General features: G+C 63.0%; 14 protein-coding genes. 9 read left to right on the top strand and 5 right to left on the bottom strand.

From position 1 onward, the window contains the following. The first annotated feature begins 50 nt into the window (after nucleotides 1-50). The gene (gene imm45, locus H040_RS16850; RefSeq protein WP_081784219.1) at nucleotides 51-416 is read left to right on the top strand and encodes an Imm45 family immunity protein; all 366 of its coding nucleotides are present in this window, start codon (nucleotides 51-53) and stop codon (nucleotides 414-416) included. A gap of 147 nt (nucleotides 417-563) precedes the next feature. Here the strand turns inward: imm45 and H040_RS16845 are convergent, their stop codons facing one another. Next, complete coding sequence (locus H040_RS16845; RefSeq protein WP_027916861.1) at nucleotides 564-1,358, bottom strand: substrate-binding domain-containing protein; 795 nt, start codon at nucleotides 1,356-1,358, stop codon at nucleotides 564-566. Between the two features lie 265 nt (nucleotides 1,359-1,623). Here H040_RS16845 and H040_RS16840 point away from each other — a divergent pair, with 265 nt between their 5' ends. After that, nucleotides 1,624-2,055, top strand: a complete 432-nt coding sequence (locus H040_RS16840; RefSeq protein ID WP_027916860.1) for a multidrug/biocide efflux PACE transporter — start codon at nucleotides 1,624-1,626, stop codon at nucleotides 2,053-2,055. A gap of 4 nt (nucleotides 2,056-2,059) precedes the next feature. Here the strand turns inward: H040_RS16840 and H040_RS16835 are convergent, their stop codons facing one another. Then, nucleotides 2,060-2,806 carry a TorF family putative porin gene (locus tag H040_RS16835; RefSeq protein WP_033695892.1) on the bottom strand — a complete coding sequence of 249 codons (747 nt, stop codon included), beginning with the start codon at nucleotides 2,804-2,806 and terminating at the stop codon, nucleotides 2,060-2,062. 91 nt (nucleotides 2,807-2,897) lie between these two features. After that, complete coding sequence (locus H040_RS16830) at nucleotides 2,898-4,634, bottom strand: amidohydrolase (RefSeq protein ID WP_027916858.1); 1,737 nt, start codon at nucleotides 4,632-4,634, stop codon at nucleotides 2,898-2,900. Between the two features lie 105 nt (nucleotides 4,635-4,739). On the opposite strand from H040_RS16830, the gene H040_RS16825 reads away from it, so the two are divergent. Beyond that, a complete protein-coding gene (locus tag H040_RS16825) occupies nucleotides 4,740-5,645 on the top strand; it encodes a LysR family transcriptional regulator (protein WP_027916857.1) in 906 nt (301 codons plus the stop codon). A gap of 3 nt (nucleotides 5,646-5,648) precedes the next feature. On the opposite strand, the gene H040_RS16820 is transcribed toward H040_RS16825, so the two are convergent. Both H040_RS16820 and H040_RS16815 read right to left on the bottom strand, forming a co-directional pair. Beyond that, nucleotides 5,649-6,371, bottom strand: a complete 723-nt coding sequence (locus H040_RS16820; protein ID WP_027916856.1) for a FadR/GntR family transcriptional regulator — start codon at nucleotides 6,369-6,371, stop codon at nucleotides 5,649-5,651. A 207-nt stretch (nucleotides 6,372-6,578) separates the two neighbouring features. Continuing rightward, nucleotides 6,579-8,312 carry an IlvD/Edd family dehydratase gene (locus H040_RS16815; protein ID WP_027916855.1) on the bottom strand — a complete coding sequence of 578 codons (1,734 nt, stop codon included), beginning with the start codon at nucleotides 8,310-8,312 and terminating at the stop codon, nucleotides 6,579-6,581. A gap of 184 nt (nucleotides 8,313-8,496) precedes the next feature. Here H040_RS16815 and H040_RS16810 point away from each other — a divergent pair, with 184 nt between their 5' ends. The 6 genes from H040_RS16810 to H040_RS16785 all read left to right on the top strand — a co-directional run bounded on the left by H040_RS16810 (nucleotide 8,497) and on the right by H040_RS16785 (nucleotide 17,346). After that, nucleotides 8,497-9,819 (top strand): MFS transporter, encoded by a 1,323-nt coding sequence (locus H040_RS16810; protein ID WP_027916854.1) that lies wholly within the window; start codon nucleotides 8,497-8,499, stop codon nucleotides 9,817-9,819. Then, nucleotides 9,810-10,799 carry an AraD1 family protein gene (araD1, locus tag H040_RS16805; protein ID WP_027916853.1) on the top strand — a complete coding sequence of 330 codons (990 nt, stop codon included), beginning with the start codon at nucleotides 9,810-9,812 and terminating at the stop codon, nucleotides 10,797-10,799. Before H040_RS16810 ends, araD1 begins: the two co-directional genes overlap by 10 nt. Before the next feature lie 29 nt (nucleotides 10,800-10,828). Continuing rightward, a complete protein-coding gene (locus H040_RS16800) occupies nucleotides 10,829-12,403 on the top strand; it encodes an aldehyde dehydrogenase (NADP(+)) (RefSeq protein WP_027916852.1) in 1,575 nt (524 codons plus the stop codon). Between the two features lie 178 nt (nucleotides 12,404-12,581). Next, nucleotides 12,582-13,475: a PA4780 family RIO1-like protein kinase gene (locus tag H040_RS16795; protein ID WP_027916851.1), complete on the top strand. Its 894-nt coding sequence runs from the start codon at nucleotides 12,582-12,584 to the stop codon at nucleotides 13,473-13,475. Nucleotides 13,476-13,789: 314 nt separating this feature from the next. Further along, nucleotides 13,790-15,931 (top strand): type I secretion system permease/ATPase, encoded by a 2,142-nt coding sequence (locus tag H040_RS16790; protein WP_027916850.1) that lies wholly within the window; start codon nucleotides 13,790-13,792, stop codon nucleotides 15,929-15,931. Further along, nucleotides 15,928-17,346: an HlyD family type I secretion periplasmic adaptor subunit gene (locus tag H040_RS16785; protein ID WP_027916849.1), complete on the top strand. Its 1,419-nt coding sequence runs from the start codon at nucleotides 15,928-15,930 to the stop codon at nucleotides 17,344-17,346. Before H040_RS16790 ends, H040_RS16785 begins: the two co-directional genes overlap by 4 nt. Nucleotides 17,347-17,564 lie beyond the last annotated feature (218 nt).

Raw genomic sequence — 17,564 nt, 5'->3', positions numbered from 1 at the left:
TACACTGCTCAAGGCCTTGGACTACCTGTAAATAAGGAAAAGTGAATTTCATGACAACACTTCTTGAATGCTCAAATGAGGTTTTCAGTCGCGGAACCGTATTCAGAGCCAAGGGTTCATACCCGTATGAAGAGGTTGTGGATTTCATGGTTTTCGAAACACTGGACGAGGATCGTCGCTTTGGGCTGATGGTTACCACTGGCTATAAAGCAGGTCTGCCGCTGGTTTGGCTACCTAGGGAGAGTAATGCAGAATGCCTCGGCCTTAGCAAGGAGTGGGTTTTGGCCAACTGGGGCAAGTGGATCTATCCGGACTGTGAAGTCTCGCAAGTCCTTGTGATTGAAGGCTATAAACCTGGCTCTCACGTGGGGAAGTTTGACTACCCTCCAGCTGATGGGCGGTTGGTGTCGCACTGAATCGACCTTGGTTTTGCAGACACCTCGACCGACTGCTCTGGGTCGTAAGCAGCCTTTCGCGACTGGCCGCTATCGACCCGTAGCAGACGCTCGCAGAGCGAAGACTGCGGCAAGATCTTTGTATTTTGCCGAGCCCCAGTTTCGCTGTCAGCTTGCTACATGGGGGAGCGGCGTCAAGCCACTATCTTTGATCGCGGCGTCGGCTTCTGGCGATGCCAGATAGTCGAGGAGCGCCTGGGCTGCGGCATGATGCTGGCTCTTGGTGACGACAGCGCCAGAATACATAGTCATTTTCTGCGCTTCAGCCGGGATCAGACCAACGATGTCGATCCCCTTTACTGGCTTAAGCTCACTGAGCTGTTGGAAGCCGATCTGTGCTTGGCCGCGAGCGACCACCGCGCCGACAGGCTCGGCAGGTATCATGTGAGCCTTGGCCACGAACTGGTCACCGAGCTGCATGCGAGGGAACAGGGTCTTGGAGAGATAAACGCCGCTGGCGCTGTCGGAGTAGGCGAGCGACCTGCTGTTTTGCAGCACAGTGCGCAAGGCCTGCATCGTGCCAATGTCCGGCTTCGGTTCGCCTTTGCGAACGGCCATGGCAATGAAAGACTTTCCAAGATCTATTCGGCTGGTTTTGTCGGCTAGACCGCTGGCGACCAGGTTGTCGAGCGCCGAACCTACCATCAAAACCACATCCGCCTGCTCACCGCGGGCGAGCCTATTTGGGACGGCCTGTGGGGTTTCCCCCATCGAAGGCGCGGCTAGAACTTCCAGCTTCACGCCATGTGTCTTCTCATAAGCTGGCGCCACTTCCCGGATAGCGCCCATGATACCGCCGGAACTCAGAACGGTCAGCGTTTGCTCGCCACCTTGTACAGCGTCAGCAGCCGAGCAGGCGAATGAAGTGGTCAAGAGGGCAGCACAGGACAGCATTCGAAGCATCGGAGCGTTCTCCACATGTAAAAGCGCGAAATTTTACGGAGCGTGGAGCCGCTAAGAATTAATCAACGATTAAGAATGTTTTAAATTTCTTTCCGCAGATGACAGCGACGGTCTGAAAGCCGGTGGCAACAGTTCCCACAGGTTCGGCGCAGGTTTGCAGACGGGTGACATTCGGGTCATTGATAAAAGCGATAGCTACTATGTGGAAGGTATCAGTTCCATCAAAGAAAATGCGCCATGACGTAACTACATGATGGAATCTGTTATGAAAAAGGTCTCCTTCACCGAACGCATGGTCCATGCCGTTGGCTATGAAATCTTCGCGGTGCTGCTCTGTGCGCCACTGCTCTCGTGGATCATGGGCAAGTCGCTGGCCACCGCTGGCGCCCTGGCGGTCACCCTGTCGGTGATCGCGATGATCTGGAACATGGCCTACAACGCGCTGGTCGACCGTTTCGTGGCGACGCCGCGCATCCAGTGGAAAGCGCTGGCGCGCTTCGTTCATGGCCTGGGCTTCGAGGCGGGGCTGGTGGTCTGGTGCCTGCCGGTGGCGGCCTGGATGCTGCAGATCTCGCTGATGCAGGCATTCATGGTCGAGCTGGGTTTTTTCGTGATCATCCTGCCGTACACCGTGCTGTACAACTGGGCGTTCGACCGGGCCCGGCACTTCATCGTGCAGCGCCGGGCTATGGCCTGAGGCTTCAGAAGTGCTTGCTGACGCCGGCTACCACGGTGGCGCTGCAGACATCGTCAAAGCCATAACTGCTGGCGCATTCGGCGTGCGACAGGTTGGTATCCAGGTAACTGAGGCGCCAGGTGAGCCCGAGGACATCGCGTGTGAGCCTGGCCTCCCACTCACGGTATGAGTCGCGCGACTGGCCGCTTTGCGACCAGTAGCTCGGGTCCTTGAGGTCCACGCGGCCGTAGCGCAGTTCCAGTCCGACCCGCAGCGGTAATGCTGTTTGATAGCCCACCCAGGTGTAGAGGCTGTCCTGATCCTTGCCGTACTGGGTCGAGGAGTCGGTCGAGTAATACGCCGCCAGCTTGAAACCCTGCACCGCGAGAATGGCGTAAAGCTCGGACAGGTTGTACTGGCTCTCCTTCGGGTAGCTGTACTTGATGTAGCCCAGGTCCAGGTTGACCTGCTCAGCCATCTGCCAAGCCCAGCCACCGTAGTAGTCGACTTCCTGGCGGGTCTTGCTGGCAAAGCCGAAATCGACGTTCGAGGTCCAGGCGCCGAGGTACAGGCCGCTGGCGTGGCTGAGCATGATGTCGGCCTGTAGCGCCGGGTCGCCCTGGGTTTGCGAGATGCCGCGGCTGCGGTAGTCACTGACCGCCGCCAGGTCGATGTCGACCGCGAAGTCGTCATTGATCGGCAGGGCGATGGCGACGGGGGCAAGCGTGGCGCAGCCGAACGCGCACACGGCTGCCAGGGTAGCGTGTTTCATGGTGATCCCTATCTTGTGTTGTGGTTGTTGTGGCAGATAGAAAGGCGGCATGCCGGGGGCATGCCGTGCAGCTAAAGGGGGGCGCAGCGGCTTAGCGGGCGTATACCTGGCGGCCGCCGAAGTAGGTGGCCAACACCTGGGTTTCGCCGAGCTGCTGGTCGTTCACCGCGAGCACGTCACGGTCGAGGATGACGAAGTCGGCCTGTTTGCCCGGGCTCAGCGAGCCGATCTGCTGCTCCAGGCCCAGGGCCTTGGCGGCATTGGCGGTATAGGCATAAAGCATGGTCTGGCGGTCGAGGCGCTCGTCGGCGTTGAGCACGCCTTGCTCACCCTTGCGCGTTGCCGCCTGGGCGATGGCCAGCCAGGGGCTCGGTGACGACACCGGCCAGTCGCTGGCCCCGGCGATGGTCGCCCCCTTTTTCTGCAGCGAATGGGCCGGGTACTGGTAGCGGAATGCCGTTGCGTCGACGTAGGGCTTGACCATGTCGACGGTGTAATCGTCGCCGGCGGCCCACAGCAGCTGCATCGATGCGATCACGTCGAGGGCTTTGAAGCGGGCGAAGTCCTGGGGGTTGACCAGTTGCAGGTGAGTGATCGAGTGATGGATGCCGCTGTTGCCAGCCTTGCGCGCTTGCTCGATGCCGTTCAGTGACTCACGCACCGCACGGTCGCCAATGGCGTGGATGTGCACCAGCCAGCCCCGTTGGTCGGCGGCGCTGACCAGCTCGCCAAAATGTTGCGGGTCGATCAGCAGTTCACCCGGTTTATGGGTGTTGTGATACGGCTTGAGCAGGGCGGCGGACTGCGCGGGGTATTCGAGCACACCGTCGGCGAACACCTTGATGCCCGGCAGGGTCAGGTTCGGCACACCGGCGAACTGCTTGCGCACGTTGTCGATGGTCTGCAGGTCGGCGGGGGTGCTTTTCGGGTTGACCACCAGCAGCGCGGCGACATGCGCGTTGAGCCCACCCTGCTCGGCGAGGGCCTTGTAGGCTGGCAGAACGCCCACGGTGTGATCGGTGGGTTTGATGGCGAAGATTGCCTCGCCGGGCATGCTGTTGGCTGCCGGGTCCATCCAGGCGGTGATGCCCAGGCTGTTGTTGAACTGCACGGCGGCCTGCGCGCCCTTGAGCAGGGCGGCGGCATCGGCCTTGGGCAGTACGCTGGTGACCCGGTCCCAGCCAGCGTCGACCAGAAAGCCACTGGGCTGGCCATCGTCGAAGCTGCCGATGGTGTCTTTTTCCTGGGGGCTCAGGCTGCTCAGCAACGCCTTGTCGATACCGGCGCGCTTGAGCATGGCCTGGTTGGCCCAGGCGGTGTGGTAGTCCTCGCCAATGAACACGATGGGCGTCGAGGCCCACTCGCCCTGGCTGAAGCGCGCATTCAGTGCCTTGGCCTGGGCCCAGTAGCTCGAGCTGACGCCGAGCACGTGCAGCACATCGCCGTTGCGTGCACGCCCGTCATCGCGCCAGGCGCGCAGGCGGGCCTCGAAGTCGTCCAGCGGCAGCGCCTCGCCGCCCATGTCGGCGCCACTCAGTTGCAGGCCGCCGAAGATGGCGTGGGAGTGGGTATCGATCAGGCCTGGCGTGACCCGTTTGCCTTGCAAGTCGATCACCTGGGTGTGCGAGTCGGCGAGTGCGCGGGCCTGGGCATCGGAGCCCACCGCCACCAGCTTGCCGCCTTCGATGGCGATGGCCTGCACCTGCGGGTTGTTGCGGTCGGCGGTGAAGATCTTGCCATTGACCAGCACCAGCTCGGCGGCAGCCAGCGCTTGCCCGGAGGAAAAAGCCACGGCCAGCGCCAGCAAGCCAGGAAGACATCTCGACATGTGTAGCCTCTTGTATTTATGGGTGTAACGCGAGCCTAACCAGCGCGCGCCTGGCATAGAATCGCCAGAACGCTAAAAAGCCTTTTGCCATTCAGGAAAAACCGCATGGATACCTTGGGTGCGATTTCGATGTTCGTCGCCACTGCCGAGCATGGCAGTTTCAGCCGCGCAGCCGAGGCGCTGGGCAAGACGCCCTCGGCGCTGACCAAGGCGGTGACACACCTGGAACGTGAGCTGGGCAGCCAGCTGTTCGAGCGCAGCACCCGGCGCATCGTGCTGACCGAAGCCGGCCGGCTGTACCTGGAAACCGCCCGGCAGGTGTTGAAGAGCCTGCATCAGGCCGGTGAAGAGATCAGCCAGTTGCAGGGGGTATCCGGCACCCTGCGCCTGACCGCGCCACTGGCGTTCGGCAGGGCGTTCCTGGCTGATGCCTGTGCTGGCTTCATGCGCGAATACCCGCAGATTCAGCTGCGGGTGGAGTTGTCCGATGCCTTTGTCGACCTGATCGAAGCCGGTTACGACCTGGCACTGCGCGAAGGGCACAGCGACCTGCCGGGCCTGATTGCCCGGGTCATCGGCCACAACCGCATCGTTCTCTGTGCCAGCCCCGACTACATCGCGCGCAACCCGCTGCCGGTGACGGCGCACAGCATCGGCCAGCACCACTGGCTCAAGTACATTCACCCGGCGCTGGATGCGCGGTTCTGGTGGCTGCAGTGTGACGGCGTGCGCATGCGCCTGCCGTATCCGCAGAAGGCGCGGCTGGAAAGCGACAACTACGACTTGCTGCTACGCAATGCACTGGCGGGGCACGGCATCCTGCACACCCCGCAGTGGAGCGTGCGCCGCTATTTGCAGGAGGGGCGGCTGGTGCGGGTGATGGAGCACTGCGTGATCGAGCCGGATGCATTCGGTGAAGACATCCTCGCGGTCTACCCCAGCCACCGGCGTGCCAGCGGCAAGGTGCTGGCGTTCATCGACTACTTGCAGGGCTACCTGCAGCGGCAGTGAGGTTCAGCCGATAGGGTCCTGGCCGAGCACCTTGCTCAACGCCACCCGGGCATCTTCCAGTTGCACCAGCGAAGCATGCCGTGCGCCCAGGGCGTCGCCGTTCTGGATGGCGGTGAGGATCGCCTTGTGCCGCGGCAACGCCAGTTCGTCGAAGTTGGGACGCTGGTTGGAGTAGCGCACCGACTCACGCAACGCCAGCGAGAGCATGTTGCACAGGTAGGCGAGCAGGTCGTTATGGGTGGCGTCGGCGATGCGCGCGTGGAAGTCCAGGTCCGGTTGCAGGCGTTCCTCGTGAGTGCTTGCGGCTTCCATGCGCAGGTAGGCCTCGCTGATCGCCGCGACATCGGCAGGGCTGGCGTTGGTCGCAGCCAGTGCTGCAGCGGCGGGTTCGATGACCCAGCGCACGCTGGACAGGGTGTTGAAGAATTCCTGCTGTGGCGTGGCCTGCATCAGCCAGTGCAGCACGTCCGGGTCGAGCATGTGCCAGTCGTGACGCGGGCGCACCAAGGTACCGACGCGTGGGCGGGCTTCGATCAGGCCCTTGGCGGTGAGGGCGCGCATCGCTTCACGGAACACCGGCCGGCTGATGGCGTAGGCTTCGCACAGGCTGGCTTCGGCGGGCAGTTTGTGCCCCGGCTGGAGCTGGCCGGATACGATCTGCAGGCCGAGGTCCTGGACCAGGGTGGCGTGCATGCTCTTGCGCGTGGTGGGCTGGCGGTAGTTCATGGGCGGTGCAGGCGGTCCATCGGAGCGGGGAGGGCATCATAGCATCACAAATCGAGCACAGGTCTTGCTCTTGCAGGAGCGGCCTTGTGTCGCGAAAGGGCTGCAAAGCAGCCCCGGCGATCTGTGCATTGTTGCTGATACCCGGGGGCTGCTTTGCAGCCCTTTCGCGACACGAGGCCCTCCTACAAGAGCAGGGCCAGCGCGGGGTCAGTGGGAGTGCTTGGGCACCTCAGAGCCCCGGCAGCCGACCAGGAAGTCGAAGTCGCAACCTTCGTCGGCCTGCATCACATGGTCGAGGTACAACTTTGCATACCCCCCGCTGATCAACGGCTGCGGCGCCTGCAGGTCCGCCAGGCGGCCGGCCAGTTCCTCATCGGAAATATCCAGGTGCAGGCGGCCTGCCTGGCAGTCCAGCTCGATCCAGTCACCTTCGCGCACCGCTGCCAATGGCCCGCCTGCCGCCGCTTCTGGCGCCACGTGCAATACCACCGTGCCATAAGCCGTGCCGCTCATGCGCGCATCCGAGATGCGCACCATGTCAGTCACGCCCTGGGCCAGCAGCTTGGCCGGCAGGCCCATGTTGCCGACTTCGGCCATGCCCGGGTAACCCTTCGGCCCGCAATGCTTCATCACCAGCACCGAGCTGGCGTCGACCTCCAGTTCCGGGTCGTTGATGCGTGCCTTGTAGTCTTCGAAGTTTTCGAACACCACGGCGCGGCCACGGTGGCGCATCAGCGCAGGCGTCGCCGCCGAGGGCTTGAGCACGGCGCCCTTGGGTGCAAGGTTGCCGCGCAGGATGCAGATGCCGCCATCGGCCACCAGCGGCTTGTCGATCGGGCGAATGACGTCTTCGTTGTACAGTGGTGCGCTTTGGCAGTTGTCCCACAGGCTCTTGCCATTCGCGGTCAGTGCGTCGGGGTTGGGCAGCAGGTTGTGCTCGCCGAGGCGGCGGATCACTGCCGGCAGGCCGCCTGCATAATAGAACTCTTCCATCAGGAAACGGCCCGACGGCTGCAGGTCGACCAGGGTCGGCGTACCGCGGCCGACACGGGTCCAGTCTTCCAGTTGCAGGTCCACGCCGATGCGCCCGGCGATGGCCTTGAGGTGGATCACGGCGTTGGTCGAGCCACCGATGGCGGCGTTGACGCGGATGGCATTCTCGAAGGCTTCGCGGGTGAGGATCTTCGACAGGCGCAGGTCTTCATTGGCCATCTCGACGATGCGCATGCCCGACAGGTGAGCGAGCACGTAACGGCGCGAGTCCACAGCCGGGATCGCAGCATTGTGCGGCAGCGAAGTGCCCAGGGCTTCGGCCATGCAAGCCATGGTCGAGGCGGTACCCATGGTGTTGCAGGTACCGGCCGAGCGCGACATGCCGGCCTCGGCCGAAAGGAATTCGTTCAGGTCGATCTGCCCGGCTTTGTAGGCCTCATGCATCTGCCAGACGATGGTGCCGGCGCCGATGTCGCGGCCCTTGTGCTTGCCGTTGAGCATCGGCCCGCCGGTCACCACGATCGCTGGCACGTCACAGCTGGCAGCCCCCATCAGCAGTGCCGGGGTGGTCTTGTCGCAGCCGGTGAGCAACACCACGGCATCCACTGGGTTGCCGCGGATGGCTTCTTCCACGTCCATGCTCGCCAGGTTGCGGGTGAGCATGGCGGTGGGGCGTAGGTTGGACTCGCCGCTGGAGAACACCGGGAACTCCACCGGGAAGCCGCCGGCCTCCAGCACGCCTTTCTTCACGTGTTCGGCGATCTTGCGAAAGTGCGCGTTGCATGGAGTCAGCTCAGACCAGGTGTTGCAGATGCCGATGATCGGCTTGCCCTGGAATTCGTGGTCAGGGATGCCCTGGTTCTTCATCCAGCTGCGGTACATGAAGCCGTTCTTGTCGGCCGTGCCGAACCATTGGGCGGAGCGCAGGGGGCGTTTGCTATCAGACATGACGGACACCTTATTAGTATTACTATTTGTCGTTATGTGGCGACTCTATCGCTAAAAAAGCGCTCTGTGAAGGGTTGTTGTTTTAAATAGTAATACTATATGATCCTTTCACCGCGCCGGAGGTCTGCCCACCAAACCCCGGCCATGTGCTGTCCCCATTACAAGAACAATCGGAGACCTCGCCATGATTCAGGAGCAGCGGCTCGTCCGCCTGATCACGCTGAAACTCATCCCTTTTCTGGTCCTGCTTTACCTGGTGGCCTACGTCGATCGCTCGGCGGTGGGCTTTGCCAAGCTTCATATGGGAGCCGACATTGGCATCGGTGATGCCGCCTACGGCCTGGGGGCCGGGCTGTTCTTCATCGGCTACTTCCTGTTCGAGGTCCCCAGCAATCTGTTGCTCGACCGCTTCGGCGCGCGGCGCTGGTTCGCCCGCATCCTGGTGACCTGGGGCGCGATCACCATTGGCATGGCATTCGTCACCGGGCCCCATGGCTTCTATGTGATGCGCTTCCTGCTCGGTGCTGCCGAGGCGGGCTTCTTCCCCGGCGTGCTGTACTACATCACCCAGTGGTACCCGGTACGCCATCGCGGCAAAATCCTCGGCTTCTTCATCCTCTCCCAGCCACTGGCGATGCTGGTCACGGGGCCGCTGTCGGGCGCCTTGCTGGGCCTGGACGGCAACCTCGGCCTGCACGGCTGGCAGTGGCTGTTCATCTGTATCGGTACCCCGGCGGTGCTGCTGGCCTGGCCGACCCTGCGCCTGCTGCCCGATGGCCCGGACAAGGTGCGCTGGCTGGACGACACTCAGCGCCGCTGGCTCAAGGAGCAGTTGGCCGAAGACCTGCGCGAGTTCGGCCAGACCCGCCACGGCAATCCGCTGCATGCCCTGAAGGACGGCCGGGTGTTGCTGCTGGCGCTGTTCTACCTGCCGATGACCCTGAGCATCTACGGCCTGGGGCTGTGGCTGCCAACGCTGATCCACCAGTTCGGCGGCAGCGACTTGGTGACCGGCTTCGTCTCGGCGGTGCCATACCTGTTCGGCATCATCGGCCTGCTGATCATTCCGCGCAGTTCCGACCGCCTCAACGATCGCTATGGCCACCTCGGCCTGCTCTATGCCCTGGGCGCCCTGGGCCTGTTCCTCAGCGCCTGGCTGACAATGCCGGCAATGCAGCTGGCGGCGTTGTGCCTGGTGGCCTTTGCGCTGTTTTCCTGCACGGCGATCTTCTGGACCTTGCCTGGGCGTTTCTTCTCTGGTGCCAGCGCGGCGGCCGGCATCGCCCTGATCAACTCGATCGGCAACCTCGGCGGCTACCTTGGCCCCTTCGGCATCGGTGCGCTCAAGGAGCACACCGGCCAGCTGTCCTCGGGCCTGTACTTCCTGGCCGTGGTCATGCTGTTCGGGTTGGCATTGACCGGCGTCGTCTACAACCGCCTGGAGCGCCGCCAGCGCCAGGCATCCGTGAACATTGCAACCGACAAGCGAGCACAAGCATGCGACTGATCCAATTCGAAACCGCCGCCGGCCAGCGCCGGGTCGGCGTGGTGGAGGGCGAGCGTGCCCTGGAAATCTGTGGCGCCAGCAGTACCCGTGAGCTGGCCCTGCAGGCTATTGCTGCTGGCCGCGACCTGGCCACCCAGGTGCGGGCTGCAGGCCTGGGCGAGGGGCATGACTATCAAGCCCTGCTTGCCGAAGGCCGAGTGCTGCCACCGCTGGACCATGAAGACCCGGCGCATTGCCTGGTGACCGGTACCGGCCTGACCCACCTGGGCAGCGCCGCCACCCGCGACAAGATGCATCAGCAGCAGGCCGAGGGTGCCGTCACCGACAGCATGCGCATGTTCCAGTGGGGCCTGGAGGGCGGGCGACCGTCAGCGGGCGAGGAGGGTGCGCAACCGGAGTGGTTCTACAAGGGCGATGGCGCCATCGTCGTGCGCCCGGGGGCCGACCTGCCCTTGCCGGCATTCGCCGAGGATGCCGGAGAAGAACCGGAGCTGGTCGGGCTGTATGTGATCGGCGAGTGCGGCACACCGTTCCGCCTGGGTTACGCCCTGGGCAACGAATTTTCCGACCATGTGATGGAGCGCCGCAACTACCTGTACCTGGCGCATTCCAAGCTGCGCGCCTGCAGCTTTGGCCCCGAACTGCGCCTGGGGGCGCTGCCCGCGCACCTGGAAGGCCGCAGCCGCATCCTGCGCGATGGCCAGCAACTGTGGAGCAAGCCGTTCCTGTCCGGGGAGCAGAACATGTGTCACAGCTTCGAAAACCTCGAATTTCACCACTTCAAGTACGCCCAGTTCCTGCGCCCGGGCGATGTCCACGTGCATTACTTCGGCACCGCCACGCTGTCGTTCGGCGACGGCATCCAGGCGCGCCCCGGCGACACCTTCGAGGTCAGCCTCGACGCCTTCGGCCAGCCATTGCGCAACGGCATCGCCGCTGCTGACCAGGCGCCGCGCCCGGGCCTGGTGAAAAGCCTCTGAGCCTTCAATCGTTGTCACAGGAGTCAATCATGTCGGGAAGCAACTTTATCGGCGGCGCCCGCAGCGCCGCTGGCAGCGTGCGTCTGCAGAGCTTCGACGCACGCAGTGGCGAGCCCTTGCCGGTCGTCTTCAGCCAGGCCACGCCTGACGAGGTGGACGCCGCCGCCCGCGCCGCCGAGCAGGCCTTTGCCGGGTACAACGGCCTGGCGCCGCAACGACGCGCGCACTTTCTGGAGGCCATAGCCGAGCAGCTGGATGGATTGGGCGAGGCGTTCATCGATACGGTTTGCCGCGAAACGGCCTTGCCCGCCGCACGCATCCAGGGTGAGCGCAGCCGTACCAGCAACCAGTTGCGCCTGTTCGCCCAGGTACTGCGCCGCGGCGACTATCTGGGGGCGCGCATCGACCGTGCGCAACCGCAGCGCCAGCCACAGCCGCGACCGGACCTGCGCCAGTACCGTACCGGCGTCGGCCCGGTGGCGGTGTTCGGGGCCAGCAACTTCCCGCTGGCGTTCTCCACCGCTGGGGGCGATACCGCCGCCGCGCTGGCTGCTGGCTGCCCGGTGGTGGTCAAGGCCCACAGCGGCCACATGGCCACGGCCGAGTATGTCGGCGAGGCGATTCAGCGTGCCGCCGAGGCCACTGGCATGCCGGCGGGGGTGTTCAACCTGATCTACGGCGCCGGCGTGGGTGAAGCGCTGGTCCGCCACCCGGCGATCCAGGCGGTCGGCTTCACCGGCTCGCTCAAAGGTGGCCGCGCCCTCTGCGACCTGGCAGCGGCGCGCCCGCAGCCGATCCCGGTGTTCGCCGAGATGAGCAGCATCAACCCGGTGCTGGTGCTGCCCGCAGCGCTGCAGGCCAGGGGCGAGCAGGTGGCCGGTGAACTGGCAGCGTCAGTGGTGTTGGGGTGTGGGCAGTTTTGCACCAACCCAGGGCTGGTCATCGGCATTGCCGGGCCCGCGTTTGCGGCGTTTGTTGCGGCGCTCGGTGCGCGCATGGCCGACCAGCCGGGCCAGACCATGCTCAATGCTGGTACCTTGCGCAGCTACGCGAGTGGTGTGGCGCGCCTGCACCAACACCCGGGCGTGCGTCACCTGGCAGGGCTGGAGCAGCGCGGCGACCAGGCCCATGCCCAGCTGTTCCAGGCCGATGTCAGTTTGCTGCTGGAGGGGGATGAGCTGTTGCAGGTAGAAGTCTTCGGCCCGACCACGGTGGTTGTCGAGGTGGCCGACGTAACCGAACTGCGCCGTGTACTGGAGGCGTTGCACGGTCAACTGACTGCGACGCTGATCGCTGAACCTGCAGACCTGGAGCGCTTTGCCGCGCTGGTGCCGCTGCTTGAACGCAAGGCCGGCCGGTTGTTGCTCAATGGCTATCCGACGGGGGTCGAGGTGAGTGATGCGATGGTGCATGGCGGGCCGTATCCGGCTACGTCCGATGCGCGTGGGACCTCGGTGGGGACGCTGGCCATTGATCGCTTCCTGAGGCCGGTGTGCTACCAGAACTATCCGGATACCTTGCTGCCGGAGGCGTTGAGGAACGCCAATCCGTTGGGGCTGTTGCGCCTGGTCGATGGTGAGTACAGCCGGGAAGCCTTGATTTAGGGCTGCTGCCTCTTCGCGGGCAAGCCCGCTCCCACAGGATTTGCGCCTGCCCTGAAATTCGCGCTTTGACTGTGGCAGCGGGCTGGCCCGCGAAAGGGCACTTGCAGACAAACGAGCAAGTCGCCCCAGCCTGTGAGAGGATGTCCACCACCCCAGCCAGGACCCCGAACGCAGCCTGATGAAGACACCAAAACGAATCGAACCACTGATCGAAGACGGCCTGGTCGACGAAGTACTGCGGCCCTTGATGAGCGGCAAGGAAGCAGCCGTCTACGTGGTGCGCTGCGGTGCCCAGGTCCGCTGCGCCAAGGTCTACAAAGAGGCCAACAAGCGCAGCTTCCGCCAGGCCGCCGAGTACCAGGAGGGCCGCAAGGTCCGCAACAGCCGCCAGGCCCGAGCCATGGCCAAAGGCAGCAAGTACGGCCGCAAGGAGGCCGAAGACGCCTGGCAGAACGCCGAAGTGGCAGCCCTGTTCCGCCTGGCCGGCGCCGGGGTGCGAGTGCCCAAGCCGTACGACTTCCAGGACGGCGTGCTGCTGATGGAGCTGGTCACCGACGCCGACGGCGATGCCGCACCGCGCCTGAACGACGTGCACCTCGAGGCCGAGCAAGCACGCGAATACCACGCCTTTGTCATCCGCCAGATCGTGCTGATGCTCTGCGCCGGCCTGGTGCATGGCGACCTGTCCGAATTCAACGTGCTGCTCGGCCCCGATGGCCCGGTGATCATCGACCTGCCCCAGGCGGTGGATGCAGCGGGCAACAACCATGCGTTCAGCATGCTGCAGCGGGACGTGGCGAACATGGCGCATTACTTCGGGCGCTTTGCCCCGGAGCTCAAGAGCACCCGCTACGCCGATGAGATGTGGGCGTTGTACGAAGCCGGTGAGCTGCGCACGGACAGCCCGCTCAGTGGGCAGTTCGAGGAAGACGACCACGAGGCTGACGTATCTGGCGTGATGCGCGAGATCGATGCCACGCTGCGCGATGAAGCTCGCCGCCGTGCGGCGCGGGAAGAGGCCGAGCACGGGCCGGCCAAGGCTGAAGAGCCGACGCCGCCTTGGATGCAGTAACGGTTTGACTGCAGCTGCTCTGCGCAGCATGCCTCTTTCTTCAGGGCTCCACCTTTATCTGGGTAGGGTGGGGCTCTGAAGGCGTTGGCTTGTCAGTGTCAGTAATAACGGCTTTAAATCTAATGTTCTCGCATATATCCATACTTTGCGGGTAATAAATTCCTACGCATAAGTTCGCACTCCTCGGAATGCTCCTACAGTAATGTTAGCTGCTGGGAATATTCCCGCAGGATAAGTCGGGTTCGTGTAGGACTATTATCCTATTGCCAGGCGCTAGTATCTGCCCATGTTCTAATTGCACATGGGGTGGGCAGGTGTCCGATCAAGCTGAAGTCGGTGAGCACCAAACACGGGATAGCGGCCTGGCCTGCCTGGTCATGCTGGCGCGATATCACGATGTAGCGGTTTGTTCCGAGCAACTGAGTCATGAGTTTGCAACGGATGGCATGCCATTTTCCGTTGCGCAGATATTGCAGGCATTTCAGCAATTTCGCCTGAAAGCCAAATATCGACGCACCGACCTGAAGCGCCTGGCGCACATGCCGCTACCGGCCATTGCAGCGGACAGGCAAGGTGGCTATTTCATCATCGCCCGAATAGAGGGCGAGCACGTGCTGGTGCAGGACCCCCGGGTTTTTGCGCCGCAAACCTGGACGCTGGCCGAACTCGAGCAGCGCTGGGCCGGGGAGCTGATTCTGGTCCGCTCGGACGCGCCCTTGCCGCGAGGGCTGGAACGGTTTGACCTGACCTGGTTTATCCCGGCAGTGGTCAAGCATCGAAAGTTGCTGGGTGAGGTATTGCTGGTTTCACTCATCATCCAGATCCTCGCACTGCTGACGCCGTTGTTCTTCCAAGTGGTAATGGACAAAGTACTGGTCCACCGGGGCCTGACCACTTTGGATGTGATTGCGCTGGGCCTGTTGACTGTATTGCTCTTCGAAAGTTTGCTCAGTGGCTTGCGTGCCTATGTGTCGGCGCATACGGCTTCGCGCATTGATGTCGAACTGGGCGCCAAGTTGTTTCAGCACTTGATAGAACTACCGCTTGCGTATTTTCAGGCGCGGCGCGTCGGGGATTCGGTTGCTCGCGTGCGTGAACTGGAAAACATCCGCAGTTTTCTGACCAGCAACAGTATCACCTTGCTGTTGGATGTGTTGTTCGTTGCGGTATTCATCGCGTTCATGTTGCTGTACAGCGGTTGGCTGACGCTGCTGGTCATCGCTTCATTGCCGCTTTACCTGCTTGTTTCGGTGCTGGTTACCCCTGTGTTACGTGCCCGGATCGACCAGAGCTTTCAACGTGGCGCGGAAAACCAGGCGTTCCTGGTAGAAGCGGTCAATGGCATCGACACGTTGAAAACCATGGCTGTAGAGCCGCACGTCACGCGTAGATGGAACCAGCAGCTGGCGGCCTATGTTACCGCCAGTTTCAAGACCCAGAACCTCTCCAATATCGCCAATGAAAGCGTTGCCCTCATCGGCAAACTGGTTACGGTCGGCACCTTGTGGCTGGGTGCGCGGCTGGTCATCGAGGGGGAACTGACGGTCGGCGAACTGATCGCCTTCAACATGCTCGCGGGCCGTGTGGCCCAGCCGATCATGCGCCTGGCGCAGTTGTGGACGAGCTTTCAGCAGACCGGTATCTCGATCCAGAGGCTGGGCGACATCCTCAACAATCGTACCGAGGTCAGCCATGGCGCGCAGTTGCCTGCGTTAGGCGGGGGCATCGAACTCGACCAGGTGTGCTTCCGTTATCGCCCGGGTGGCAACGAGGTCCTGCGCGACGTCAGCCTGAAGATCAGCCCTGGCGAAGTCATCGGCATTGTCGGCAGGTCAGGTTCAGGCAAAAGTACGCTGACCCGGCTGATACAACGGCTGTATTCGCCGGAAGGGGGGCGAGTGCTGCTCGATGGTGCCGACCTGGCGCTGGCCGATGTCTCTTCGCTGCGACGGCAGATCGGTGTGGTGCTGCAAGAGAACATGCTGTTCCGGCGCACCGTGCGCGAGAACATCGCGTTGGCCAACCCAGCAGCCCCCCTTGAGGAGGTCATTGCAGCGGCCACGCTGGCAGGTGCGCATGAGTTCATCCTCGAGCTGCCTGACGGCTATGAAACATTGGTTGGCGAGCACGGCGCCAGCCTGTCGGGTGGCCAGCGGCAACGGATCGCGATCGCCCGTGCTTTGATGGGCAACCCGCGCATTCTCATCCTGGATGAAGCCACCAGTGCCCTGGACTATGAGTCCGAACGGATCATCCAGCAGAACATGGCGCGTATCTGCGCCCGGCGTACCGTGATCATCATCGCCCACCGCCTGTCTGCCGTGCGCCATGCCGACCGGATCGTGGTCATGGAGCGGGGGCAGATCATCGAGCAGGGCGCTCACGATGTTCTGATGGGCAACCCGCAAGGCGCTTATGCCTACCTGCATCGGTTGCAACAGGGGGCGGCAGCATGAGTGCGCCTGTACTCGACCTGCTGGAACGCTACCGCGAGGCTTGGCGCAACGCCTGGGGGCGCCGCCGGGTCATGCAAGGGGAACCACGGGAGGCCGATGAGCTGGCGTTCCTGCCCGCGGCGCTGGCCTTGCAGGAAACCCCGGTACATCCGCTACCGCGCCGCGTGCAATGGTGCCTGCTGGCGCTGATAACGCTGGCCTTGCTGTGGGCCTGCCTGGGCGAAATCGATGTAGTCGCCAGCGCCGAGGGCAGGATCGTGCCCAGCGGCAGGAGCAAGGTGATCCAGGCCAGTGAGGTCGCGGTGGTGCAGGCGATTCATGTGGTGGATGGCCAGACCGTTGCCAAAGGCGACCTGCTGGTTGAACTCGAAGGGCAACTGACCGCCGCCGACATCAAGCGCCTGAATAGTGAGCTGCTGGCAGCCCGGATCGACCTGGCACGCGCTGCTACCTTGCTGGAAGCGCTCGATGGCAACACCGCGCCGGCCTCCCTGGCGCCACGCATTCCCCAGGCCACGGCGCTACAGCAAGCAGCCGCACAACGCTGGCTGCATGGGCAGTACCAGGAGCTGCGCACTTCGCTGCAACAGGCGGATGCCGAAATCGCCCAGCGCGGCGCAGAGATGCGCTCGGCGCAAGCCCGCGCCGATGCGCTGCAGCACTTGCTGGTGATTACCCGCCAGCTCACGGCGGACTACCAGCAACTGTTCAGCGAGTCGGCGGTTGCCAAGCACACCTACCTGGAAAAGGAACAGGCCCGCCTGGAGCAAGAGCGCGAGCTGGCCATTCAACGTTCACGCATCGAAGAACTGGGCGCTGCGCGGCTGGCAGCCCAGCACCGCCGCGAAGGCATCATCGCCCAGCTGCGCCGGGCCATGCTCGACCTGCATGCCGAGGCCGACCGGCAGATCGCGACCCTGAGCCAGGAGTTGTACAAGGCCGAGCAACGGCATCGGCTTCGGGCGCTGACATCCCCGGTCGACGGCACGGTGCAGCAATTGGCCATTCATACCCAAGGCGGAGTTGTGACCCCTGCGCAAACACTGATGGTGATTGTGCCGAGTGATCAGCCGGTTGAAGTGGACGTGCAGATCGAGAACAAGGACATCGGCTTTGTACAGGCGGGGCAGGCCGTGGAGGTGAAAGTCGAGACCTTCACATTTACCAAGTATGGCGTTGTGCCAGGAGTTGTTCAGAGTGTTTCCAACGATGCCGTTGAGGATGAGCGGCGGGGGTGGGTTTACAACGCTCGGATTCAGTTGGGGTTGAGTGCTTTGCGGGTTGGGGATAGGGAGGTGCCGCTTGCGCCGGGTATGGCGGTGCGTGCAGAACTGATTATTGATAAGCGGAAGGTGATTAGTTACTTCCTTAGTCCGTTGCAGCGGCATGTGAGGGAAAGCTTCGGGGAACGATGAGACTGCCAGAGTGTGATGTAGGAGAGTGGGCTCAATGAAAAGGTCGCTGGGGATGTACGCGTTGATAGTGATGTGGAATGTGCTAGGGGTTTTGGTGTTCTTGATGCTGTTGTTCTTGCCAGGTAGCTTATTTGGCTACTTACTTCTGATTAGGTGGTGGTTTGGCTAGGCGGGCGATTTCGCCATAATGGGCTGTTTGCGTGGGAGGTTGCTAATGC

The sequence above is a fragment of the Pseudomonas sp. URMO17WK12:I7 genome (assembly GCF_003269045.1).
GTDB classification, from domain to species: Bacteria; Pseudomonadota; Gammaproteobacteria; order Pseudomonadales; family Pseudomonadaceae; genus Aquipseudomonas; species Aquipseudomonas putida_J.
This window is presented reverse-complemented; position numbering and strand designations above follow the sequence as displayed.